This window comes from Nocardia sp. NPDC055029 (assembly GCF_053608525.1).
The window spans coordinates 17,604-40,589 of sequence record NZ_JBSGVQ010000050.1 but is presented as its reverse complement, the minus strand read 5'-3'; the positions used below and the strand labels follow the sequence as shown (position 1 = coordinate 40,589).

Annotated in this window: 28 protein-coding genes; 15 read left to right on the top strand and 13 right to left on the bottom strand. The window is 68.5% G+C overall.

Translation table 11 applies throughout. The features are described from left to right. Positions 1-51: 51 nt before the first annotated feature. Positions 52-843 (top strand): SOS response-associated peptidase, encoded by a 792-nt coding sequence (locus tag ACWF9G_RS30845; RefSeq protein WP_452519624.1) that lies wholly within the window; start codon positions 52-54, stop codon positions 841-843. A gap of 24 nt (positions 844-867) precedes the next feature. Here ACWF9G_RS30845 and ACWF9G_RS30840 read toward each other — a convergent pair whose 3' ends face one another. Further along, the gene (locus tag ACWF9G_RS30840) at positions 868-1,179 is read right to left on the bottom strand and encodes a hypothetical protein (RefSeq protein ID WP_379307881.1); all 312 of its coding nucleotides are present in this window, start codon (positions 1,177-1,179) and stop codon (positions 868-870) included. Between the two features lie 99 nt (positions 1,180-1,278). After that, on the bottom strand, positions 1,279-1,770 hold the full coding sequence (ybaK, locus tag ACWF9G_RS30835; RefSeq protein WP_452519622.1) for a Cys-tRNA(Pro) deacylase: 492 nt from the start codon (positions 1,768-1,770) through the stop codon (positions 1,279-1,281). 238 nt (positions 1,771-2,008) lie between these two features. Between ybaK and ACWF9G_RS30830 the strand changes: the two genes are divergently transcribed. Next, positions 2,009-2,644 carry a sigma-70 family RNA polymerase sigma factor gene (locus ACWF9G_RS30830; RefSeq protein ID WP_379038060.1) on the top strand — a complete coding sequence of 212 codons (636 nt, stop codon included), beginning with the start codon at positions 2,009-2,011 and terminating at the stop codon, positions 2,642-2,644. Between the two features lie 11 nt (positions 2,645-2,655). Then, the gene (gene rsrA, locus ACWF9G_RS30825; RefSeq protein WP_452519630.1) at positions 2,656-2,919 is read left to right on the top strand and encodes a mycothiol system anti-sigma-R factor; all 264 of its coding nucleotides are present in this window, start codon (positions 2,656-2,658) and stop codon (positions 2,917-2,919) included. A 67-nt stretch (positions 2,920-2,986) separates the two neighbouring features. Here rsrA and ACWF9G_RS30820 read toward each other — a convergent pair whose 3' ends face one another. After that, a complete protein-coding gene (locus ACWF9G_RS30820; protein ID WP_022597109.1) occupies positions 2,987-3,061 on the bottom strand; it encodes a 50S ribosomal protein bL37 in 75 nt (24 codons plus the stop codon). 119 nt (positions 3,062-3,180) lie between these two features. Here ACWF9G_RS30820 and ACWF9G_RS30815 point away from each other — a divergent pair, with 119 nt between their 5' ends. Then, positions 3,181-3,396 carry a biotin/lipoyl-binding carrier protein gene (locus ACWF9G_RS30815; RefSeq protein ID WP_378855473.1) on the top strand — a complete coding sequence of 72 codons (216 nt, stop codon included), beginning with the start codon at positions 3,181-3,183 and terminating at the stop codon, positions 3,394-3,396. 32 nt (positions 3,397-3,428) lie between these two features. Next, positions 3,429-4,943 (top strand): sensor histidine kinase, encoded by a 1,515-nt coding sequence (locus ACWF9G_RS30810; protein ID WP_379307879.1) that lies wholly within the window; start codon positions 3,429-3,431, stop codon positions 4,941-4,943. A gap of 111 nt (positions 4,944-5,054) precedes the next feature. On the opposite strand, the gene ACWF9G_RS30805 is transcribed toward ACWF9G_RS30810, so the two are convergent. Together ACWF9G_RS30805 and ACWF9G_RS30800 are read right to left on the bottom strand one after the other, a co-directional pair. Further along, positions 5,055-5,309 carry a WhiB family transcriptional regulator gene (locus tag ACWF9G_RS30805; protein ID WP_022567051.1) on the bottom strand — a complete coding sequence of 85 codons (255 nt, stop codon included), beginning with the start codon at positions 5,307-5,309 and terminating at the stop codon, positions 5,055-5,057. A 252-nt stretch (positions 5,310-5,561) separates the two neighbouring features. After that, entirely contained in the window at positions 5,562-6,506 is a 945-nt protein-coding gene (locus ACWF9G_RS30800; protein WP_452519620.1) for a diacylglycerol/lipid kinase family protein, read from the bottom strand. 177 nt (positions 6,507-6,683) lie between these two features. Between ACWF9G_RS30800 and ACWF9G_RS30795 the strand changes: the two genes are divergently transcribed. Then, the gene (locus tag ACWF9G_RS30795) at positions 6,684-7,052 is read left to right on the top strand and encodes a hypothetical protein (protein WP_379307908.1); all 369 of its coding nucleotides are present in this window, start codon (positions 6,684-6,686) and stop codon (positions 7,050-7,052) included. 13 nt (positions 7,053-7,065) lie between these two features. On the opposite strand, the gene ACWF9G_RS30790 is transcribed toward ACWF9G_RS30795, so the two are convergent. Genes ACWF9G_RS30790 through ACWF9G_RS30770 form a run of 5 tightly spaced genes read right to left on the bottom strand, consistent with a single transcriptional unit; the run spans position 7,066 to position 11,865 of the window. Then, positions 7,066-7,743 (bottom strand): endonuclease V, encoded by a 678-nt coding sequence (locus ACWF9G_RS30790; protein ID WP_452519619.1) that lies wholly within the window; start codon positions 7,741-7,743, stop codon positions 7,066-7,068. Between the two features lie 4 nt (positions 7,744-7,747). Then, complete coding sequence (locus ACWF9G_RS30785; protein WP_452519618.1) at positions 7,748-8,233, bottom strand: N-acetyltransferase family protein; 486 nt, start codon at positions 8,231-8,233, stop codon at positions 7,748-7,750. After that, positions 8,230-8,847: an acid phosphatase gene (locus ACWF9G_RS30780; RefSeq protein ID WP_452519617.1), complete on the bottom strand. Its 618-nt coding sequence runs from the start codon at positions 8,845-8,847 to the stop codon at positions 8,230-8,232. Before ACWF9G_RS30780 ends, ACWF9G_RS30785 begins: the two co-directional genes overlap by 4 nt. 28 nt (positions 8,848-8,875) lie before the next feature. Beyond that, positions 8,876-10,114 (bottom strand): Rv3212 family protein, encoded by a 1,239-nt coding sequence (locus ACWF9G_RS30775; protein WP_452519615.1) that lies wholly within the window; start codon positions 10,112-10,114, stop codon positions 8,876-8,878. Positions 10,115-10,149: 35 nt separating this feature from the next. Further along, positions 10,150-11,865, bottom strand: coding sequence for a DEAD/DEAH box helicase (locus ACWF9G_RS30770; protein ID WP_379307873.1), 1,716 nt, complete (start codon positions 11,863-11,865; stop codon positions 10,150-10,152). A 457-nt stretch (positions 11,866-12,322) separates the two neighbouring features. Here ACWF9G_RS30770 and ACWF9G_RS30765 point away from each other — a divergent pair, with 457 nt between their 5' ends. Both ACWF9G_RS30765 and ACWF9G_RS30760 read left to right on the top strand, forming a co-directional pair. Then, on the top strand, positions 12,323-13,375 hold the full coding sequence (locus tag ACWF9G_RS30765; RefSeq protein ID WP_452519614.1) for an alpha/beta fold hydrolase: 1,053 nt from the start codon (positions 12,323-12,325) through the stop codon (positions 13,373-13,375). A 28-nt stretch (positions 13,376-13,403) separates the two neighbouring features. Further along, positions 13,404-14,093: a ferritin-like fold-containing protein gene (locus ACWF9G_RS30760; RefSeq protein WP_452519613.1), complete on the top strand. Its 690-nt coding sequence runs from the start codon at positions 13,404-13,406 to the stop codon at positions 14,091-14,093. A 1-nt stretch (position 14,094) separates the two neighbouring features. Here the strand turns inward: ACWF9G_RS30760 and ACWF9G_RS30755 are convergent, their stop codons facing one another. Then, the gene (locus tag ACWF9G_RS30755; RefSeq protein WP_452519612.1) at positions 14,095-14,967 is read right to left on the bottom strand and encodes a helix-turn-helix transcriptional regulator; all 873 of its coding nucleotides are present in this window, start codon (positions 14,965-14,967) and stop codon (positions 14,095-14,097) included. A 100-nt stretch (positions 14,968-15,067) separates the two neighbouring features. Here ACWF9G_RS30755 and ACWF9G_RS30750 point away from each other — a divergent pair, with 100 nt between their 5' ends. Both ACWF9G_RS30750 and ACWF9G_RS30745 read left to right on the top strand, forming a co-directional pair. Then, positions 15,068-15,634: a YceI family protein gene (locus tag ACWF9G_RS30750; protein ID WP_452519611.1), complete on the top strand. Its 567-nt coding sequence runs from the start codon at positions 15,068-15,070 to the stop codon at positions 15,632-15,634. 214 nt (positions 15,635-15,848) lie between these two features. After that, positions 15,849-16,076: a DUF3107 domain-containing protein gene (locus ACWF9G_RS30745; protein WP_379307868.1), complete on the top strand. Its 228-nt coding sequence runs from the start codon at positions 15,849-15,851 to the stop codon at positions 16,074-16,076. 186 nt (positions 16,077-16,262) lie between these two features. On the opposite strand, the gene ACWF9G_RS30740 is transcribed toward ACWF9G_RS30745, so the two are convergent. Then, positions 16,263-16,925, bottom strand: a complete 663-nt coding sequence (locus ACWF9G_RS30740; protein WP_379038081.1) for a TetR/AcrR family transcriptional regulator — start codon at positions 16,923-16,925, stop codon at positions 16,263-16,265. Positions 16,926-17,224: 299 nt separating this feature from the next. On the opposite strand from ACWF9G_RS30740, the gene ACWF9G_RS30735 reads away from it, so the two are divergent. From ACWF9G_RS30735 to ACWF9G_RS30715, 5 genes are all read left to right on the top strand, one after another. Next, the gene (locus tag ACWF9G_RS30735) at positions 17,225-18,208 is read left to right on the top strand and encodes a DUF3152 domain-containing protein (protein WP_452519629.1); all 984 of its coding nucleotides are present in this window, start codon (positions 17,225-17,227) and stop codon (positions 18,206-18,208) included. A gap of 96 nt (positions 18,209-18,304) precedes the next feature. After that, on the top strand, positions 18,305-19,486 hold the full coding sequence (gene moeZ / locus ACWF9G_RS30730; RefSeq protein WP_378855626.1) for an adenylyltransferase/sulfurtransferase MoeZ: 1,182 nt from the start codon (positions 18,305-18,307) through the stop codon (positions 19,484-19,486). A 112-nt stretch (positions 19,487-19,598) separates the two neighbouring features. After that, positions 19,599-20,465, top strand: coding sequence for a TIGR02569 family protein (locus ACWF9G_RS30725; RefSeq protein WP_452519609.1), 867 nt, complete (start codon positions 19,599-19,601; stop codon positions 20,463-20,465). 138 nt (positions 20,466-20,603) lie between these two features. Next, on the top strand, positions 20,604-21,131 hold the full coding sequence (locus ACWF9G_RS30720; protein WP_452519608.1) for a GNAT family N-acetyltransferase: 528 nt from the start codon (positions 20,604-20,606) through the stop codon (positions 21,129-21,131). Between the two features lie 29 nt (positions 21,132-21,160). Next, positions 21,161-22,009 carry a hypothetical protein gene (locus ACWF9G_RS30715; protein ID WP_452519606.1) on the top strand — a complete coding sequence of 283 codons (849 nt, stop codon included), beginning with the start codon at positions 21,161-21,163 and terminating at the stop codon, positions 22,007-22,009. On the opposite strand, the gene ACWF9G_RS30710 is transcribed toward ACWF9G_RS30715, so the two are convergent. After that, entirely contained in the window at positions 22,010-22,984 is a 975-nt protein-coding gene (locus tag ACWF9G_RS30710; RefSeq protein ID WP_452519605.1) for an SCO2521 family protein, read from the bottom strand. Between the last annotated feature and the right edge of the window lie 2 nt (positions 22,985-22,986).

The following is a 22,986-nucleotide window of genomic DNA, read 5'->3' as shown; positions in this document are numbered from 1 at the left end:
GGTGTGGTCGCGTCGCCGCCGGGTGTCGGACTCCGGTGAGACGATGGCCCTATGTGCGGACGATATGCGACGACCACGAATCCGGGTCGGCTGGCGGCCGAACTCGACGCGATCGACGAGACCGACCTCGACGCGGACCAGCAGGAATCGACGGTGAGCTACAACGTGGCGCCGACCACCCAGGTGCTGACCGTGGTGGAACGGCACGAGCACGGCGAGCCCGGCGACGACCCGAAACTGCGGGTGCGGCGCATGCGCTGGGGGCTGATCCCGTCCTGGACGAAGGCGGGTGAGCCGGGGCTGCCCGCGAAGGGCAAGCCGCTGTTCAACGCCCGCGCCGACAAGGCGGTCACCGCGCCGTCGTTCCGCGACTCCGCCAAGCACAAGCGCTGCCTCGTGCCGATGGACGGCTGGTACGAATGGCTGGTCGAGTCGGCGCCGACCGGCAAGGGCAAGGCCGTCAAGCGGCCGTTCTACATGTCGCACGCGGACGGTTCGCGGCTGTACATGGCCGGGCTGTGGTCGGTGTGGCGCGATCGCGAGGTGCCCGGCGCCGAGCCGCTGCTGTCGTGCACGATCCTCACCACCGACGCCATCGGCGATCTGGCGCGCATCCACGACCGGATGCCGCTGCCGCTGCCGCGCGAGCACTGGGACGCCTGGCTCGACCCCGATCATCCCGCGCCGACGGAGCTGCTGGCCGGGGTGTCGCCGGCGGAAGTGTCCGCGATCGTCGCGCGGCCGGTGTCGACGCTGGTGAACAGTGTCCGCAACAACGGACCGGAACTGCTGGCGCCCGCCGAGGCCACCGACGGCGGAGCCGGGCAGATCAGCTTGCTGTGATCGTGCCCGGCCCCGGAGTTGTCGTCAGAATTTGCACTTCACCGAATCGGTGACGATGTTCAAGCTGCACTTGATGATTCCGGAGGTCAGGTCGATCAGCACGGTGGCGACCCCGCCGCCGAGCTTCTCCATCTTCTCGGCCTTTTCGCTCTTCTCGGGCGCGGCCTTCGGTGAGTTCTTCTTGGTGCCTTGGCCGTTGAGCGGGAAGTCGCTCGAGTCGGTCGGCGCCGACGGGGCAACCGGCGGAATGGCGGTGGCGGGCGCGGCGACGGCGAGGGCGCCGAAGGTCAGGACTAGAGCACCGGACAGGGTGGCGATCGTCGAACGAGCGGACATTTCTCGCATCACATCCTCGGGTCGAATAGGTCGTACCGGGCGCGGAATGCGTCGCAGTGAATTCGGAACGAGACCCCGATCGGATGGCTACCCGCCGGTTCAGGCGGTGATCGGCGCCGTCACGGCATTCGCCGCACGAGCCAGATCAGCCGGTGCGAGCTCGATTTCCAGGCCGCGCTTGCCCGCACTGCACAGCACCCGGTCCCAGTCCAGCGCGGACGCGTCGAGAACCGTCGGCAGCTTCTTGCGCTGGCCGAGCGGGGAGACCCCGCCCAGGACATATCCGGTGGTGCGTTCGGCCTTGGTCTTGTCGGCCATGCTCGCCTTCGGCGCGCCCAGCGCGGCGGCGGCCGCCTTCAACGACAACTTGGCCGGCACCGGCAGCACCGCGACCGCCAGCGCGCCGGTCGAGAGTTCGATCACCAGCGTCTTGAAGATCTGCGCCGCCCGCACGCCGAGTTCCGCGCCGAGCGCGTCCACGGCCTCGTCGCCGTAGGACTCCGCGCGGGGATCGTGGGCGTAGGCGTGCACACGGTGCGCGATCCCCGCACCGGTGAGGACTTTGATCGCGGGCGTCGACGCGGCTGCCATGGGCGTCACCCTAACCATCGCGGGCCCCCGGTCGGCAAACATATTTCCGGCGGTGCGGGAACACGGATCCGCGGGTGCATGTTGCACACAAGTGACAAGCCACCCGCCCGATTGCCGTGAAGGAGAGATAGTGACACTGCTGCTCGAGGAGCGTCCCATCTCGCCGCAGGGTGCGCGATTGCCTTTCGAATCCGTGGTGCCGGTAGATTCGGTAACTACGGCGATCGAAGGGATTGGTGTGACGAGCGACGATGACGTGGTGCCTGCCGAGGCATCCGGCTCAGGAGTCGACGAAGCCGAGCTGGCTGCGCGGTTCGAGCGCGATGCGCTCCCGATGCTCGACCAGCTCTACGGCGCCGCCCTGCGGATGACCAGGAACCCGGCCGATGCCGAGGACCTGGTGCAGGAGACGTATGTGAAGGCGTTCCAGGGATTCAAGTCCTTCAAGGAGGGCACCAATCTGCGTGCCTGGCTGTACCGGATCCTGACCAACACCTACATCAACTCCTACCGCAAGAAGCAGCGCCAGCCCGCGCAGTACCCGACCGACGAGATCACCGACTGGCAGCTGGCGGCCACCGCCGAGCATTCCTCGACGGGCCTGCGCTCGGCCGAGGTGGAGGCACTGGACGCCCTGCCCGACGACGAGATCAAGGCCGCGCTGCAGCAGCTGCCGGAGGAATTCCGGATGGCGGTGTACTACGCGGACGTCGAAGGTTTCCCGTACAAGGAAATCGCCGACATCATGGGCACCCCGATCGGTACCGTGATGTCCCGGCTGCATCGCGGCCGCAAGCAACTCAAGGGTTTGCTCGCCGGTGTGGCGCGCGAACGTGGATTCGACCGTGGGGAACGCCAGGAGGTTACGAAGTGAGCGACCCCGATATGGAGATGGACTGCACCGCTGTACTTGCGGATGTGTGGCTCATGCTCGACGGCGAATGTGATGAGGCTACTCGTGACCGGCTCCAAGAGCACATGGACCACTGCAGTCCGTGCATCGAGGCCTACGGCATCGAGGAGAAGCTGAAGGGCCTGCTCAGCCGCAAATGCGGTGGTGAGCACGCTCCGGAGAGTCTGCGCGACCGGCTGAAGCTGGAGATCCACCGCTCGATCTCGGTCACCAGGATCGAGACCACCGAGGGCTGAGCACCTGGGTCAGGACACAGAAAAGGGGCACCCGATCGGGTGCCCCTTTTCACGTTCCGAGCAGAGCTCAGGCGTTGGGCCGCTTGCCGTGGTTGGCTGCGTTGCCCTTACGGCTGCGCTTCTTACGTCCACGCTTACCCATAGGTAGCTCCCTTCTGTGGGTCCTCCCCGCCGCAGCGCGGAGCACGATCTGATCGAGAGCCATTGTTTCATGTGTGGTTGGCTGTAGCTTCGCCGGATACGACTATTGAACGAGGTGCCATGTCTGAAGAAGTGCGCGCGGAGATGGTCTCGACCGTGCTCGCTGTCGAGGTCGCTGTCGGTGAGCATGTGCGGGTCGACCAGACCCTGGTGCTGCTCGAGTCCATGAAGATGGAGATCCCGGTGCTCACCGAAGTCGAGGGCGATGTCACCTCGATCGACGTGGCGCCCGGCCAGGTCCTCCAGGCAGGCGACCTGATCGCCACCATCGCCTAGGGCGCACGGGGAAGCGAAGCGGTAGATCCAACGTGGCAACACTGAGCGAGCTCCTGGCCGAACACACCGACCTTCCCGGCACCGCCGTGGATCATCTGCAACGGGTGGTGGGCGATTGGCAGTTGCTCGCCGACCTCTCGTTCTCGGATCTGCTGCTGTGGGTGGGGGCGGGCCCGGTCTCCGAGGGCGCCGATGTCGTGTGTGTCGCCCAGATCCGCCCGACCACAGCGCCCACCGTCCACCTCGACGACAAGGTGGACACCACCGCGTCGCGCGCGGACTTCCCGCAGGTGTTCGACGCCCTGCTGAGCGGGCAGACGGTGCGCACCGACACCGAGGTGGAGGTCAGCGGGGTCTACCATCCGACACCCGCCCACGCCGTGCGCGAGGCGATTCCGGTGCGCTGCGGCGAGGACGTGATCGCGGTGCTCAGCCGCGACTCCGATCTGCAGCGCTCACGGGTGCGCAGCACGCTGGAGCGGGCCTACGTCGCGTGTGCCGACGATCTGTGCCAGATGATCGCCGACGGCAGTTTCCCGACACCGGAGGATCGCGCGGCGACGCACTCCAGCCCGCGCGCGGGTGACGGTTTCATCCGGCTCGACACCGAGGGCATCGTGGTCTACGCGAGCCCGAACGCGCTGTCGGCCTATCACCGGATGGGGATGCAGGCCGATCTGGTCGGCCAGGATCTCGCGGTGACGACCCGCTCGCTGATCACCGATCCGTTCGACGCGCAGGAAGTCGTCGCCGACATCCAGGCCGCGCTGGCCGGGCGCACCGGCCGCCGGATGGAGGTCGAGGCGCGCGGCGCGACCGTGCTGCTGCGCACGCTGGTGATGCGGCCCGGCGGTGAACTGGCCGGGCCCGCGGTGCTGGTGCGCGACGTCACCGAGGTGAAGCGGCGCGACCGCGCGCTGCTGAGCAAGGACGCGACGATCCGCGAGATCCACCACCGGGTGAAGAACAATCTGCAGACCGTCGCGGCGCTGCTGCGCCTGCAGGCCCGCCGCACCGAGAACCCGGAAGCCCAAGTGGCACTGACGGAATCGGTGCGCCGGGTGACCTCGATCGCCTCGGTGCACGAGATGCTGTCGATGTCGGTGGACGAAGAGGTCGACCTCGACGAGGTCGTCGACCGGCTGCTGCCGATCATGGCCGATGTGGCCACGGTGCACACCGCGCGGATCAAGGTCCGCCGGGCGGGCTCGCTCGGGGTGTTCTCCGCGGAGCGGGCGACGCCGCTGGTGATGGTGCTGACCGAGCTGGTGCAGAACGCGATCGAGCACGCCTTCGACGCGGGGCAGAACGGTACCGTGACGATTCGGTCGGAACGGTCGGCCCGCTGGCTCGACGTGATCATCAGTGACGACGGTCGTGGCCTGCCGTCCGGGTTCAGTCTGGAGGGTTCCGACCGCCTCGGCCTGCAGATCGTGCGGACCCTGGTGACCTCGGAACTGGGTGGTTCGATCGGCCTGCACCCCGGCGCCGACGTGGGCACCGACGCGGTGCTCCGGGTCCCGCTCGGCCGTCGCGCCGGACGCTGAGAACCTTCGAAACCGCAGGTAGGCAACAATAAACCCGGCACCGCGAGGTGCCGGGTTCTCACATGCGTTACCGGGCCGGGCTGAATGGCCCGGTAACGCCTCCTTCGTCGACTAGACGGAGGTACGCGTACGGGTGCGCGCGTTGCGCCGCTTCAGCGCGCGACGCTCGTCTTCGCTCATTCCACCCCACACGCCGGCATCCTGTCCGGACTTCAGGGCCCATGACAGGCAATCGGCAGTGACGGGGCAGCGGGCGCAGACCAGCTTGGCATCGGCAATCTGCGCGAGCGCAGGACCACTGTTACCCACCGGGAAGAACAGCTCGGGGTCCTCATCGCGACAGATGGCCTTGTGGCGCCAGTCCATTCCTCTGCTCCTTTGCGCGGGCGCCACAAAGGGCACCTCTGGTTAGTGGATCGTTCACTTGTGCGACTCGAATGTTTCCGCACGGTTGCTTGTGAATGCTTTCACGAACACCGTAGATGTCAATAGGTGTCCGGCGCACCGTGGGGGAGATCACGCTCTAGAGGACCCGCAAGGGGGACCTGCCCGGTCCTTTGTACTCGCGTCTCCTGGTTTTCGCAGCGCAACCGGGAGATTTTTCCGCGTGTCCGGAGCTCAGGAAGGTTTCGGAGCGACTACATCGAGGATGCCGGGCACCGATGTGAAATGCACCATCTTGCGTTTTCCGATGAAGTCGCCATCGATTTGCAGGCCGATCTCCGCGGCCGTCTCGATGTGCACCGACGGCACGTCGTCGACCCGAAAGAGCGCGTCGGCCTTGGGGTTTCCATTCTCGGCCAGCAACTGCCTGGCAAGCAGCAGTGTGCGGGTCACGCTCATCGAACGGACCGCGAACACCCCGAGTCCGGCTTCGAAGGTCGTTCCCGGATTGGTGCGAATCGGGCGGTCCTCGAGATAGGTCCACGGGCTCGAATTCGTGACAAAGGCGTAATGAACGGCCTCCACCGGATCGTGTCCTGGAACCTCGACGGTGACGCTCGGTTCTCGCCGCCGGGCGCGGAAGAACTGGCGCACCGTTGTCCGCAGATAGCGCGTCGGAGTGGCCTTGCGACCTTTGGCGCGGGCGGTGTCGATCGCCTCGCACACATCGGCGTCGAGGCCGACGCCTGCGCTGAAAGTGAACCATCGGTCATCGGCCAGCCCGAGCCCGATTCTGCGGTCGGCGTCGCGGGCGAGCAGATCGATGAGCTGGTTGGTTGCTGTGACCGGATCGGGGGAGATGCCGAGGGCGCGGGCGAAGACGTTGGCGGAGCCGCCGGGGATGATGCCGAGACGTGGTCGCCAGACCTGGTCGTCGCCGACCTGCGGCAGCGGCAGGAAGCCGTTGATCGTCTCGTTGACCGTCCCATCGCCACCGTGCACGACGATCAGGTCCATCTCCTGCGTGGATGCCCACTGGGCGAGTTCGGCCGCGTGGCCGCGATGCTGGGTGTGCGCAACGGTCAGCTGCGTTCGGCTCTCCAGGGCGTGGGCGAGCAAATCCCGGGTCGCCGGGGTGGTCGAGGTGGCATTCGGATTGACGATGAGCAGCGTCCGCACGGTGTCGAGGGTAATGGGAGACCGTGAACACACGGCGCGCGCCGGGTCGCCACGACAGGTCGTCGTAGGCTGGGGCGCGTGGCGGAGCACGACGTGACTGACGGTGGCGAACAGCGCGAGGACGAACCGGTGACGACCGGCGTTCCGGCGACGGTGCGGGTGGCGGGCGCGGTGGTGATGCTGGAGGGCCTGGCCGGTGTCGTCACCGCGATCGTGCTGGTGGTGCGGGCGCTGACCGGTCACGACCAGTCGGTGGCCAGCGGCGTCGGCACCGCGATCTGGTTCGGCGTGCTGTTCGGTGGTGTGCTCGCCGCAGGCATCGCCCTGCTGCGCGGCAAGCGCTGGGGCCGCGCGATCGCGGTCATCGCCCAGGTGCTGCTGCTGCCGGTGGCGTGGTCGCTGCTGACCGATTCGCACCAGCCGCTGTGGGGTAGCTTGCTGGCGATCGTGGTGCTCGGCGGGCTCGGTGCGCTGTTCGCGCCCGCGACGAGCCGGTTCATGGCATTGGACTACGGCGAGCTCCCCGACGCCGAGCACAAGGCGTAGTCACAAGGCGTAGTCAGGCAGTCGCCGCGCGCAGCGCCTCGCGGCACAGGTGGTCGGCTCTGCGGGTGGTCTCCGGTTGCCGGAAGCCCCGGGTGAGGGCGAGTATCTGCGCGCAGGCGGTGTCGAGGTCGATCAGATGTCCGACCGAGACGAACAGTGGCTTCACTTCGTCGCGGGTGCGCAGTGCCCGGCCGACGACCTCGCCGTCGATGGTGACGTCACCGGCGTCCCCGCGCCGCGGCCCCGGTTCCGCGAATTCACCCCACACCGATTTGGCGACACCGATGGTGGGAATTCCGGTCAGCAACCCGACATGACAGGCCAGCCCGAATCGGCGCGGATGCGCGATGCCCTGGGCGTCGCAGACGAGCAGATCCGGTGTGCGGGTGAGCATTTCCAATGCCGCGACCGTGGCGGGAAGCTCCCGGAACGCGAGCAGGCCAGGCACATAAGGAAAAGTCGAAATTCCCTGTGCCACTGTCGATTCCATGGTTTCGAGCGTGGCGATGTCGAGAATTACCGCCGCGGTAGCGACGGTGCCGTCCTCGGCATAGGCCGAATCAATTCCCGCCACCGTCGAGAATTGCGGTGGCCCAGGGTTTTCCGCGCGCACCAGCGGGCGCAGTTCGTCCTGCAGGGCGATCGCCTCGTCCGGCGTGCGCGGCCACTCGTGCGGTAATGCGATGCGCATCGGCTCAGCTCGCGGTCGCCGCCAGCGCCGTCAGTTCGGCGCCGGCGAGCCGGTAGCCGACCCACTCGTCCTGCGGTGCGGCGCCGAGGGACTCGTAGAACGCGATGGACGGTGTGTTCCAGGTGAGCACCGACCAGGACACCCTGCTGTAGCCGTGTTCGACCGCCTCGGCCGCCAGCGCGGCGACCAGTGCCCGGCCGAGGCCGGTGCCGCGGGTCTCCGGCCGCACGTACAGGTCTTCCAGGTAGATCCCGTGCACGCCGTCCCAGGTGGAGTAGTTCAGGAACCAGATCGCGCAACCGACGACGACACCGTCGTTCTCGGCGACATGGGCGAACAGCGCGGGCGCGGTGCCGAACAGGGCCGAGTCCAGCTGCTCGGCGGTGAGGGTGCACTCCTCGGGCGCCTTCTCGTATTCGGCCAGATCGTGCACGAGCCCGACCAGCGCGGGGACGTCGGCGGGCGTGGCGCGGCGGACCAGCGCGCTCATCGGGTGGCTCCCTCGATCGGTTCGGTGCGGGTGGTCAGGTTGTGGCCCCAGATGGTGCGGGCGTCGTGGTCGTAGCCGAGTTCGCTGATCGCGCCGGTCGACATCGCGAACCGGCGGCCCTCGGTCACCGCGAATTCCGCCCAGCGCGCGATCAGCACCCGGGAGAAGTGCCCGTGGCCGACCAGCACCACATCGCGCTCGGACAGCGCCGGTTCGACCCGGCTCAGTACGCGGTCGGCTCTGGCGCCGACCTGCTCGGCCGTCTCGCCGCCGGGCACCGGCGCGGTCCACACCGTCCAGCCGGGGACGGATTCGCGGATCTGCGCGGTGGTCAGGCCCTCGTAGTCGCCGTAGTCCCATTCGGTGAGGTCGTCGTCGATCTCGGCGTGCGCGAGGCCGGCCAGTTCGGCGGTCTGCCTGGCGCGCAGGCGCGGGCTGGTGAAGACGAGCGGATCGCGCAGGTCGAGCGACTTCAGCACCAGCCCGGCCGAGCGGGCCTGCGTCTCGCCGAGCGGCGTCAGCGGCAGGTCGGTGTGGCTGGTGTGCCGTCGCTGACTGGACCAGGTGGTTTCGCCGTGGCGCAGCAGGACCACTCGGGCGTCGGGTGTGGACATGGGTCCATCATGGCAGGCGGGGTCGTCGTCAGCCGAGGGCGTAGAGCTGGCCGCCGCGGCGCTCGAACACCGTCGGGCCGAGGACCGCGGTGGAGATGGTGCCGCCGTCGTAGTCGCTGCGCTGGAGCGGAATCCGGGCGACGGTCCCGCCGTTGGCGGTATCCACCGCGAGCAGGCCGTCGGCGACCGGGACGAGCAGCCTGCCCGCCATCAGCGCGGGGGTGCCCAGCGCGTCACGGACCGTCCACACCGGCTGCAATGAGCCCGCGCTCAACGCGATCAGGCTGTCGCCGGTGAAGACGTAGATCGCCGAACCGAGCCGGGTCACCGTCGTGGTGCGCTCGTTCCACGGCGCGGTCAGCTGATGCACCGCGATCTCGTTGCCGGTGCCGTCGTGCACGGCGATCCTGGCCGGTTGGCCGAGACCGGTGGCGGTGGCCGGGGTGGGCGGGTAGTAGACCGCGATCTTGGTGTCCGACACCGCGATCACGCGGACCTCGGGGGAGTCGGCGCCCGGCGCGGTGAGCACGCGCGAGCCGTGCTCCTCGGGATTGGTCGACTCCTTGGGCGCGGGGTTGAGCACGGTCAGCCGGGCGGACGGGTCGGACGGGCAGCGCTCGAGCACCGCCAGCCGGGACGAACTCGACGCGGCCGAGTACAGCGTGCACCCGGTGCGCGGCTGGGTGTTCGGGTTGACCGGGGCGTCGACGTAGCCGTATTCGAGGGTGCGCACCAAGTCGGAACGCCACATCTCCAGCCGGTCGGAGCCGAGGGCGAGCAGGTAGGTGCCGTCACCGGAGACCCGGATCTCGTCGTCCATGTAGCTGCTGCGGGCGACCCTGCGCTCCCCGGTATCGGCTTCGAGCATCGTGGTCTGGCTGCACCCGCGCTGATCGCGGTAGGTGGCGATCACGGCGCCGAACTGGGATTCCACCGCGCACAGCGGCATATCGCGGCGATACCACCACAGCTGCTTGCCGGTGACCGGATCCCGGCCGCTGACGGTGCCGTCGTCGCCGGTCACCGCGACATTGCCGGACGTGAGCGCCCGGCGGCTCGCCCCGTCGGCCGCATGCCACAGCTCGCTGAGCGTGGCGGGCAGCTGCGTCGCCGCGGTCACCGTCGGCGCGGGCGAGGACGCGGTGACCGAATCGGTCCCGGTGACATCGGCCCGCGCCCACACCACGATCGCCGCCACCACGAGGGTGACGGCGATCGCTACTGCGGCAAAGATATCGGCGCGCGTCCGCCGTTCGGGTGCGAGCACGAGAAGGAGTGTACGCAGTGCCGGGTTGTGGCCGACTAAGCGTCGACCGTCACCGGGCTGTCGGTGGCCGCGGCATCGGCGGGCTTGCGCCGACGGCGACGGCGGGCGGGCTTCGCCTCCGCGGACGTGTCGTCCGCCGCGGCCGGTGCCGGATCCGCCGGTGCCGATTCGGTGGCGGACTCGGTCGCGGTCGCCTCGCCTGCCTCGCCCGACTCGGCGGGCTTGCGGCGACGGCGCCTGCGGCGAGCCGGCTTGTCGCCCTCGGTGGTGTCCTCGGCCTGGACCGCGTCCTCGGCGCCCGCTTCGGTCGTGCCCGATTCGGTGCCCGCGGCGCTGTCGGCCTTGCCACCACGGGTGCGGCGACGGCTGCGGGTCGACTTGGGACGCTCGGCGCGCTCCTCGACCACATCGCCTTCCTCGCGCACCGGCTTCGGCTTGCGGACGACGCCGGTGATGCCCTCCGGGATGCCGAGATCGGAGTACAGGTGCGGCGAGCGCGAGTAGGTCTCGGCCGGATCGGGGATGCCGAGGCCGAGCGCCTTGTCGATGGAGGCCCAGCGGTGCAGCTCGTCCCAGTCGATCAGGGTGATCGCGACGCCGGTGCGCCCGGCGCGACCGGTGCGACCGATCCGGTGCACGTAGGTCTTCTCGTCCTCGGGGCACTGGTAGTTGATGACGTGGGTGACGTCGTCGATGTCGATACCGCGCGCGGCGACATCGGTGGCGACGAGCACGTCGATGGTGCCCTTGCGGAACTTGGTCAGCGCCTTCTCGCGGGCGATCTGGCCGAGGTCGCCGTGCACGGCGCCGACCGCGAAGCCGCGCTCGGCCAGGTCGTCGGCCACCTTCTGCGCGGTGCGCTTGGTACGGGTGAAGATCATCGTGGCGCCCCGGCTCTCGGCCTGCAGCACGCGGGCGACCAGCTCGCTCTTGTCCAGCGCGTGCGCGCGGTAGACGAACTGCGCGGTGCGATCGTGCACCGCCGAATCGCTGGGCTCCTCGGCCCTGATGTGGGTCGGGCGGCTCAGGAAGGTGCGGGCCAGGGTGATGATCGGACCGGGCATGGTCGCCGAGAACAGCATCGTCTGCCGCGCGTCGGGGACCATCGACAGGATGCGCTCGATATCGGGCAGGAAGCCCAGGTCGAGCATCTCGTCGGCCTCGTCCAGGACCAGCACGCCGATCTTGCCGAGGATCAGGTGGTTCTGGTTGGCCAGGTCGAGCAGACGGCCGGGGGTGCCGACGACCACATCGACGCCGTCGCGCAGCGCGGCGATCTGGGTGTCGTAGGGGCGGCCACCGTAGATGGCGGCGACCTTCAGCGAACCCTGGTGGTTGGTCAGGTACTTGCTCGCGTTCTCCAGGTCCTTGGTGACCTGGATGCACAGCTCTCGCGTCGGCACGATGACCAGCGCGCGCGGGGTGCCGTCGAGCGGGGTGGTTCCGGTGTCGGCGGTGGCGATGCGGTGCAGCAGCGGCACGCCGAAACCGAAGGTCTTGCCCATGCCGGTGCGGGCCTGACCGATGAGATCCTCGCCGGCCAGTGCCAGCGGCAGGGTCAGTTCCTGAATCGCGAAGGTGCGTTCGATCCCGATCTCGCCGAGCGCGCGCACGATTTCTTCGCGCACGCCCAATTCGGCGAAACTCGGCGGGATATGGGTGTTGTCCAGTTCGGCCGTCAGGAGGGTGTCGGTCAAACCGGGTTCCTGTTCGACAGTGATCTTGCTCAGGGTTCGTGCCTTCCTCGTCATTGCATCTCGCACGCACGAGGTGGGGCGGGCCGGTCGGCCCGCGACGACCACATATCCGCCTGTGATATTCACCGGGCCTGCACCGATCGCTATCGCGTCATCGGCGCGGCACATCGGTGATGCGGATTCGGTGCGCGCACATTTTCCGTGGACATCGCCGCCGTCCGCCCGCGCTGAACGCCGGTGGAGCGCAGCGCCCGCGAGAGCGGGAGAGTCGCGCCCGCAGGGTCTGCCGGGGCGAGGAAACTAGCGTTGTCCACGGTGATTGTAGCGTGATATTGTTCGCAACCCGAATTTCGGCGCGGCGCACATCGCCGCGAATACCTGTTCGGCAGCACATTCCCGTGGTCCGGCCGTGTGGCACAGCACAATTCGACGGCCCTGATTTCGCGCGTGTCTGTCGCGTGTAACAGAACTCACTTGGTACCGCCGGTACCGGGTGTGAGACATTCTTGTCGTGAGCATCACCGACACCGTCACCACCGCCGCGCGCAACGCGTGGGCGCTGAGCTTCGGCGCGGGTATCGAACCGCCGAACCCGGCCCCCTCGACCGTGCTGTGGGACGAGCCGCATCGCTTGCTGCGTCGCTACGAATCCGAATCCGTTTCCACCACAACGGATTCCGCGGTGCTGCTGGTGCCGCCGCTGGCCGCGCCCGCGACCTGCTTCGACCTGCGTCCCGACCAGAGCCTGGCGCGGCACCTGGTCTCGACCGGCCGTTCGACCTACCTCGTCGACTACGGCGACATCTCCTTCGCCGATCGCCGGATGGGCTTCGAGGACTGGGTCACCGACATCCTGCCGGAGGCGATCCTGCGCACCAGCGCCGATCGCGGCGGCGCGCCCGTCGACCTGGTCGGCTGGTCCATCGGCGGCGTGTTCTCCTTGCTCACCGCGGCAGCCAACCCGGAACTGCCGATCCGCTCGGTGACCGGCGTCGGCTCGCCGCTGGACTACAACAAGATGCTCGGCATGCCGCAGCTGCGCGCGGTCGCGAGCCTCACCGGCGGCCAGGCCACCACCGCGCTGGTGCGGGCCGCGGGCGGCATCCCCGCGCCGCTGGTCAAGATCGGCTACCGGCTCGCCGCCTTCGAGCGGGAACTGGCGCGGCCGATGTTCCTCGCGAGCAATATCGCGCGCACCGAGACGCTGGCCAAGATGGAATCCATCGACCGGTTCCAGTCCGCGATGCCCGGTTACCCCGGCCGCTTCTACGGCCAGATCTGGGGCCGGTTCATTCTGGCCAACGACATCGGCCAGGGCAGGCTCCAGCTGCGTGACCGCACCGTCGAACTCGCCGACGTGCGGGTGCCGGTGCTGCTGGTCGGCGGCACCGCCGACGTGATCACGCCGAAGGCCGCCGTCGAGGCGGGCCTGCGCACCCTCACCGGCTCCCCGTCGGTCACCTACGAGATCGCCCCCGGCAGCCATCTCGGCATCCTCGCCGGGCCGGACGCGCGCGACACGACATGGACCTACCTCGACAAGTTCCTGGCGGAGCGCGACTGATCATCGATCGGGACTAAGGTTGATACCCATGGGAGCACAGACCTCTGCCGCGCCGGATGTTGTCTCGACCGAACCGCTCGCCGCGGATCACCCGGGGGTGACCGAGCTGTTCGCCGTCGTCGCCTACGGTGAGATCTCCGCGTTCTATCGACTTGCCGAAGAGGCCAAGCTGGCGCCGTCGCTGCGCGGCCGGGTGGCGGTCGCCAAGATGGCCGCCGCCGAGCTGGCGCACTTCGAGACCCTCGAGGCCGCCCTGTCCGCGCGGGGCGCCGATCCCGAGATGTCGATGGCGCAATACCAGAGCGCGCTGGACTCCTACCATGCCTCCACCGACCCCTCGACCTGGCTCGAGTCGATGGTGAAGTTCTATGTCGGCGACGGTCTGGCCGCCGACTTCTACTCCGAGATCGTCGGCGTGCTCCCCGCCGAGGTCGCCGATGTCGTGCGCGATGTGCTCGCCGAGACGGACCATTCGCAGTTCGTGGTCGACGAGGTCCGCAGCGCGGTGGCGGCCAGCCGCTCCGAGCGCGACCGGCTCACCCTGTGGGGCCGCAGGCTCCTCGGCGAGGCGATCACCCAGGCGCAGTACGTGATGGCCCAGCGCGACGAGCTGGCCGAACTGGTCCTCGCCGCGACCGGCGACCTCAACGGCATCGCGACCCTGTTCGACCGCATGCAGGAGCGTCACGCCGCCCGCATGGCCGAACTCGGCTTGTAAATTACCCGCCGATCACGCGGCCCGGCACCAGGCGCAGTTCCGGTGCGCGGGCGGCAGCCTGGCGCGGTAGCCAGATCACGACCTGCTGATCGCGATCGGCGGACAGGGTCTGCACGGTGAACGTGAGCGTGCCCCGGCTCGGGTGTTCGAAGCCGAGGAGGCTGGGGATGTCCTCGGCCAGGCGGTGTGGTTGCCAGCGGCGGGCGAATTCCGGTTCGGTGCACAGGAACGCGATGATCGACGCGATGCGTTCGTCGTCGGGTCTGCGCAGCCGGGTCCTGGCGAGCTGGTCGGCGAGGTGATCGGCGAACTGGGCCCAGTCGGTGACCGTGGTGCGGGCCAGTGGATGACGGAAGGTCCAGACGGCCAGGTTGACCTGATCCGGGTCGTCGAGCAGGCCGAGCGGGCCGACCAGGTCTTCCCACGCGGAGTTCCAGGCCAGCACATTGGCGCGCGGGCCGAGCGCGAACGCCGGCGTCGGCGCGAGCGCGTCGATGACGCCGCGCAACGCGGCGGGCACCTGATCCAGGACCGGATCGAAAGCGGTACTCGGGCACCGGGATTCGCTGCCGGTGGTCAACGCCATCCAGCCGAAGTGGGCGCGTTCGGTCTCGTTGAACCGCAGCGCGGTGGCGAGCGCGTCGACCACCGCCATCGACGGATTGGTGTCGCGGCCCTGTTCGAGCCTGGCCAGATAGTCGGCGCTGACGCCGGCGAGCACCGCCACCTCCTCGCGGCGCAGGCCGGGAGTGCGGCGCCTGCCGCCGCCGGGCAGACCGACGTCCTCGGGGCGCAGCTCGGCGCGGCGGGCGACGAGAAGCTCCGCGAATGCCGGACGGGCACCCGGTCGATCTGCCATGTCTTCGCCTGCCATGTCTCGATAGTGCCCGGTCCTGGTTCCCGCAGCCACGCCCTGCCGGGTCCAGGATAACCGCGGTCTGGCTAGCGGACCGCGGTCCGATCAGGGTGGAGTCATGACTTCCTCGACACAGACCCAGCAGCTCAAGACCGGATCCTGGGCGCTCGACGCCAGCCACTCCACGGTCGCCTTCACCGTGCGCCACCTGGGCATCGCCAAGGTCCGCGGCGGTTTCACCCGCTTCGAGACCGAGTTCGTCGTCGACGAGACCGGCGCCGCGACCATCGGCGCCACCATCGACCTCGACTCCTTCGACACCGGCAACGCCGACCGTGACGCCCACGTCCGCAATGCCGACTTCCTCGACGTCGCCAACCGCCCGACCCTGAGCTTCCGTGCCACCGGGCCGGTCCGGGTCGCCGAGTCGTTCACCGTCACCGGCGAGGCCACCCTCGGTACCGTCACCAAGCCGGTGACGCTCGACGTCGAATGGGGTGGGGTCGCCGACTACATGGACGGCACCCGCCACGCCGGTTTCTCCGCGACCGGCACCATCAAGCGCACCGACTTCGGCGTCGGTGTCCCCATGCCGGGCATGCTGTCGGATGCCGTCAAGATCGAACTCGACATCGAGCTGGTCGAGCCGGCAGACCGCCTCTCCGCGACTTCGGCCGACCAGTAAGCGGCTGGTTGGCTCACGATCGGGCTTGCGGGTAGTCATCGGTCGCGTTCTGGGCGTCCCCGGTGAAGTTACCCATGTTCGTGCGAGACCAGTCCGTCCGGTACTCGCCGTCGTGTCGTTCGCTCACAGCGCAGCTGGGCACAGCGACGGCGGCCTTCTCGCTCGACTAGCCTGATAGGCGACAACACAGGACTCTTACGTTCGGAGGTTGGCCGTGGAGGTCAAGATCGGTATTTCGGATAGCCCGCGTGAGCTCGTGATCAACAGCGCGCAGAGCCCTGAGGAGATCGAGGCGCTGGTGACCGAGGCGCTGGGCGGCGCGAGTGGCGTCGTCTCGCTGACCGATGAGAAGGGCCGCAAGTTCCTGATCCAGGCGGCCAAGGTGGCCTACGTGGAGATCGGCTCGACCGCTACCGGCCGCGTCGGCTTCGCCACGGTCTGAGTCCTGACACGTAGAACGCCCCGCCATCGGATGGCGGGGCGTTTGCGTTTCGCAGCGTGACAACAGATTTCGATCGAACATGGGTAACTCACCGGGCACGCCCAAAACTCGGCCGAGACGGCACCGCGAGCCCGATCAGGAACCCACTGTCCCCTCAATGATCGGCCGAAGTCCCGGAGAGGCGGACTAGCCGATCGGGTGCAGCGGGACGTGCTTGAGGCCGCCCCAGGCGAGGGCGACGGTGGTGTCGACCGCTTCGTCCTTGGGGATCGGGCGGTCGGCCTCGAGCCAGTAGCGGGCGGTGAACTGGCTCGCGCCGACCAGGCCGACGGCCAGGATGCGGGCGCGGTAGGGATCGAGGCCGGAGTCGTGGGCGACCAGGTCGAAGACCGCGTCGACGCAGGCCTCGGTGGCCTGCTCGACCCGGCGCTGCACCTGCGGCTCGCTGGTCAGGTCGGATTCGAAGACGAGGCGGAAGCCCTGCATCTCGTTGTCGACGAAATCGAAGTAGGCGTTGACGGCGGCGCGCACACGCTGCTTGTTGTCGGTGGTGGAGCGCAGCGCCTGGCGCACGCTCGACACCAGGATGTCGACATAGTTCTGCAGCACCGCCAGGTACAGCTCCAGCTTGCTCGCGAAGTGCTGGTAGAGCACCGGCTTGCTGACGCCTGCCACCTGGGAGATCTCGTCCATGCCCGCGGCGTGGTAGCCGCGCTGCACGAACACTTCGCTGGCCGCGAGGAGCAGCTGCTGGCGCCGCTCGTCACGGGGCAGCCGGGTGCCGCGCTTGGCCGGGACCGTTTCCGGCACCGATCGGCGCGAGGTCATGCGGTCCACGAGGTCTGTCATCTCGGCTCTCTTTGTCGATTACCCCGGCCCAGGGGTGTTCGGTCCGGTATCCCACGAACGATACCCGCACGGTGTTCCCATGAAGTTTCGCCCTGGAAATGTAGTACCAGGCCTCAGGGTTCGCCGGGCCGTAACCGTGCGATCTGCTGCGGCCGCCGCGAGGGCGGGGTTGCGCACTGTGAGAATCTGGTGGGGTGACCGACCGACCGGAACGACCATCCGGCGGCGGGCGCGATGTCGCTCGCCCCACGCAACCCACCGAGTCCGGTTCTGTGACGTCGGCGCCAGAAGGGCGAGAACTGCAGGTCTACGACCCGCTCGGGCTGTATCAGCCCGCCGACCGATCCCGGCAGCCGTTGCGCGCCCACTGGAACCCCACCGACACCGACAACGGCAGGCCGCGCAGCCCGCAGCGCGACGCGAAGAAGCAGAGCGCGATCGGCCGGTTCGTGCGCCGCTACGGCTGGCGGGCCTACGCGCTGCCGGTGTTGCTGGCCGTCACCGTGCTGGTGGTCGTCGACGCCCTGCGCGCGAACCCGATGCCCTCCGTGAACGATCCCGGTTTCGGCGCGCTCAGCCCCAAGGTGGCCCAGTCCGGCATCATCGGCGCACCACCCGGCGACGGGAAGTTCCCGCCCGACCTGCCGCTCGGCGCACTGCCGGAGGGCGGCGACTACGTCGACCGCGCGGCGGGCACCTGGCATGTGGTGCCGGGCACCAGCGCCCAGGTCGGCACCGGCACCGAACGCGTCTTCCGCTACACCGTCGAGGTGGAGGACGGCATCGACACCGCGCCGTTCGGCGGTGACGTCGCCGTGGCCAAGATGGTCGAGACGACCCTGGCCAACCCGAAGAGCTGGACCCACGACCCCCGCTTCGGCTTCCAGCGCATCGACACCGGCGAACCCGATTTCCGCCTCTCGCTCACGTCGCGTGAGAGCACCCGCGCCGCCTGCGGATTCGAGATCCCGATCGACTCGTCCTGCTACAACGCCGACATCGACCGCGTCGTGCTCTCCGAGGTGCGCTGGGTGCGTGGCGCGCTCGCCTTCGACGGCGACATCGGCTCCTACCGGCAGTACCAGATCAACCACGAGGTCGGTCACGCCATCGGCTACCACGGGCATCAGCCGTGCGAGACCGACGGCGGGCTCGCGCCGATCATGATGCAGCAGACCTTCGGCACCAAGAACAACGACATCGCGTTGCTCGATCCGGACGGCGTGGTGCCCGCCGACGGCAAGACCTGCCGCTTCAACCCCTGGCCGTACCCGCGCGGATAGTGCGGTGGCCCATGCGGGACCATGGGTGGGAAGAACAGCGCGGCTTCCCACGTTGCATGTACCAGGAATGCCGCCGATAAACACAGGAGCTCTGACGTGTCATTCAACGGGTCCCTGCCGCCGCTCGTCGAGCCGGCCGCGGAACTGACCAAGGACGAGGTCGCTCGCTACAGCAGGCACCTGATCATCCCCGATCTGGGCGTCGACGGTCAGAAGCGGTTGAAGAACGCCAAGGTGCTCGTGATCGGCGCGGGCGGGCTGGGTTCGCCCGCCCTGCTGTATCTGGCCGCGGCCGGTGTCGGCACGCTCGGCATCGTCGAGTTCGACGAGGTCGACATGTCGAACCTGCAGCGCCAGGTCATCCACGGCGAGTCCGACATCGGCCGCCCCAAGGCCGACAGCGCCCGCGATTCCGTCCTGGAGATCAATTCCGGGATCGACGTGCGGCTGCACAAGATCCGGCTGGAGCCGGACAACGCCGTCGAACTGTTCCGTGAGTACGACCTGATCGTCGACGGCACCGACAATTTCGCAACCCGCTACCTCGTCAACGACGCCGCCGTCCTCGCGGGCAAGCCCTACGTGTGGGGCTCGATCTACCGCTTCGAGGGCCAGGTCTCGGTGTTCTGGGAGGACGCCCCCGACGGCCGCGGCATCAACTACCGCGACCTGTACCCGGAGGCCCCGCCGCCGGGCATGGTCCCGTCCTGCGCCGAGGGTGGCGTGCTCGGCGTGCTGTGCGCGTCGATCGGTTCGGTGATGGTGACCGAGGCGATCAAGCTGATCACCGGCATCGGTGAGACGCTGCTCGGCCGTCTGATGGTCTACGACGCACTGGACATGAACTACCGCACCATCAAGCTGCGCCGCGATCCCGAGCGTCAGCCGATCACCGAACTGATCGACTACGAGGCGTTCTGCGGTGTGGTGTCGGAGGAGGGCATGGCCGCCGCGGCCGGGTCGACGATCACCGCCGCCGAGCTGAAGGATCTGCTCGACGCGGACAAGGTCGAACTGATCGACGTCCGTGAGCCGGTCGAGTGGGACATCGTCCACATCAAGGGCGCGACGCTGATCCCCAAGGACCGCATCCTCTCCGGCGAGGCGCTGGCCGAACTGCCGCAGAACAAGCCGATCGTGCTGCACTGCAAGACAGGTATCCGCTCGGCCGAGGCGCTGGCCGCGCTCAAGCGCGCCGGTTTCGCCGACGCCACGCACCTGCAGGGCGGCGTCGTCGCCTGGGCCAAGCAGGTCGATCCGTCGCTGCCGGTCTACTGATCGGGTAGCTGCACTGTTGCCGACCTCGCCCAAGGTTGCGGCGAGGTCGCAAAGTGGAGTGTGCCAGCGTGCCTTCGGGGTTGCGGCGCCGCGGCGGGGTTACGGTACGGCCGTGACCTCAGTCGAACCTCCCGAGCATGTGCGCGCCACATTCGGACTTCGCGAAGTGACACCGGTCTGCCTCGGCGACTGGGACGGTGGCTGGCGAATGGGTGACGTGGTGCTGAGTCCGGTGGCCGATCACGCGCGGGCCGCGTGGTCGGCGAAGATACGCGAGACGCTCGCGGTCGACGGCCTGCGGGTGGCGCGCCCGGTGCGGGCCACCGACGGCCGGTATGTGGTCTCGGGCTGGCGCGCCGACACCTACGTCGACGGCGCGCCGGAAGCGCGCTACGACGAGGTGGTGTCGGTGTCGCTGCGGTTGCACAAGGCGACGGCACAATTGGACCGCCCCCGTTTCCTGGTCCAGCCCCCGGTCGCGCCCTGGGTCGACGTCGACGTGTTCGTCGCCGCCGACCGCGCCGCCTGGGAAGCGGTACCACTGCGCAGCCTGCGCATGCGCAGCCTGCGCACCGGCGGCGTCCCGATCTCCACGACCCCCGACGCCCAGCGCAGCCTGGAACTGATCGGCCAGCTCTCGACCCTGCGCAAGCCGGTCCGCAGCCCCGACCAGCTCGTCCACGGCGACCTCTTCGGCACCGTCCTGTTCGCAGGCGCGCACACCCCCGGCCTCACCGACATCACCCCCTACTGGCGCCCCGCCATCTGGGCCGCCGGCGTTGTCGTCATCGACGCGCTGGCCTGGGGCGGCGGCGACGACGGACTCCTGGACCGCTGGTCCAGTCTGCCGGAATGGCCGCAGATGTTGTTGCGCGCGTTGATATTCCGCCTGGCCGTGCACGCACTGCACCCGCGTTCCACCCCGGAAGCCTTTCCCGGCCTGGCCCGCACGGCGGACATGGTCCGGTTGGCGTTGTAAGGGTGAATTGCGCCGATCGCGAGGTGCGCCGGTGGCAGGTAAACGCTGAGTACACTTCCCCTGGTTTCGATGTCGGGGATCAGGTGGGGGCGACTAGGCTTGACCTCAGGGTTCTTGTGCGCGAACGCAAGGGAGCAGATGACCACCATCGCGGAAACTGTGCGGTACCGGGCCCCGACGCGGGCCGATCTGCCCGATATCCAGGTGATTGACGGCGCGGCTTTTCGTGACCGGTATCCCTTCTTCGTTCTCCGGCAGTTGTTGGAGGCGGACAGTTCCCGCTGTGTGGTCGCTGTCGAACCCGGCGACGACGAGGACAAACTGGTCGGGTACGCGCTGACCATCATGGGCGACGGCGGGCGGGCATGGCTGATAAGCCTGGCGGTCTCGCCCGATCGGCGCGGCTGCGGCTACGGGCGAGGGCTGCTGCGGCGCAGCGTGGGGGTGTGTCAGCAAAAGGGAGACGTGGACGAGGTCTGGTTGACCGTAGACCCGAAGAATGCCTCCGCCTACACGCTGTTCAAGGATTTCGGTTTCGTCCTGCGCGAGCACGACGAACGGTACTTCGGCGACAACGAGCCGCGCGACGTGCTGGTCTACAAACTGCACCGCGTGCTCGATGAGGAACCGGTCGGCATCGACGAAAAGGGTTACCCTGGAACATGATCGGGTCGGCATGACACAGGGGTAATCGGATGTCCAGGGGTGGGGCGCCTTCTTCGCAGCACGATGCGGTCACCAAGGATATCGGCGACCGCGCACTGCGCTACACCAAGAGACTCGATTCCCCCGGAGTCGCGGAAACCGACATCGTGAATGACCTGGATACCCACATCGAGGCCCTGCTCGATCGTCCGGAACTGTTCACCCGAGGACGGCAGAACAACAAGCTGCGATTCGACACTCTGTACGGGCAGGTGCCGAGCGCGGTGCCGGACGAAGAGGACGCGGCGGTGCCGCGCGAGGAGGGCTGGCGCGCGCCGTTGCTCGCTGGACTGATCGCCGCCGAAGTCGAATTCCGTGGACCACTGCGACTGAGCCCGACCCAGAACGCACTGCTCGCCGACCGATACGAGACGACAGCCATCGCGCTGTCCCGCTGTGGGCTGCCCGCGCACGCGGTGCGCGCCTGGAGCGGCGCCGTCGAACTGCACCGCCGCGCCCAGAACACCGAGGACGAGGATCGGTGCGGGCTGGCGTTGTCCCGGGCTCGCCGCCGCACGATGGCGCCGGGCTGGCAGCGTGGGGTCGGTGTGGTCTCGGATCTGCTGTGTGGCTACGGGTATCGGCCGTTTCGGCTGCTCGGCTGGGTTGTCCTGCAGATCGTGGTGTGTACCGCACTCGCCCTGTTATGGGCCGGGAACAAGTCGTGGTCCGAGGTCGTCTACCTGAGCACCCTGACCTTTCTCAATCCGCTCGATCCGGGGAACATCACGGGTATGGCACCGCAGGCGCGGGTTCTGTTCGCGGTCGAGGCATGGATGGGCGCGGTCTCGATGTCGGTGTTCTTCGCGCTGCTGGTCCGTCGCTGGTTCCGGTTGTAGTCACCAGTCACCGGTCGGGCGTCCGCCGCGTGCGGCGTAGTACGTCGCCACCTGAATCCGGCGCTGTACCTGTTCGACGCGGGCGGTCCACTGTTTCGAGAAGCCGGCAGCGGACTGCAGGTCTCGCCACGGCGCGCGCATCCCGGCGGGGACCTGGGCTCCTGGCATCCACAGGTGGGCCAGATGCTCCAACACCGGTGCGAGCACCGCCATCTGCCGCTCGTCGCCGAAGCCCTCGGCCGCGCGCACCTTCGTGTCGATGACCGTCAACAGCCAATCGTGCACAGCGACGTCCTGGCAGAACCGCACGGCGTCCGGAATATCGTCCGTCTCCCGCACCGTCACCCGCAGCGCCCGGTACAGCTCGTCTTCGAGGCGAAGCGACGCCGCCGGCCCGGCGCCGCGACCGATGATGGCGGTCCACCGCAGCCGCGTGGTCGGCGCCCGCAGCGGCGGGCGCTGATCCAGCACCGGCGAGGACCGCAGGTCGTCGAGATGTCTGGCGCAGATCGAGGCGAGATCCAAGGTGTTCGGGCCTGGCGGCGCGAAATAGCCCGCGACCAGCGCTGTGTCAGCTCCCTCGCGATCGGGCAGCTCACCGATCGCCTCGGTCACCCCGATCCGGCTGATGTAGTGCGACCACGGCCTGCGCCTCTTCTGCTGAGCCCGCACCACGGTGGTGTGCGACGACAACTGCGCCAACCGGCCGCCCACCAGCACCGCCGTCGAGGCGATGGTCCCCACCACGCGCGCGGTCGCCGTCGTACCCCAGCCGAGATGGCAGTCGACGCCGGTCGCGTGCCGCGGTGAAAAGGCAAGCGGCCCAGGACGTTCACGGCGCAGGACGGTCGCACCGGCTACCGTCGCGAGCAGCTCATCGGTTCCCTGGCCGTCCAGCGTCACCGAATGCGGCAGCAGGCAGGTGCGGATCTCACCGAGTACGACGATGGGCGCCTGCGGTTGTCGGCTCGACACGC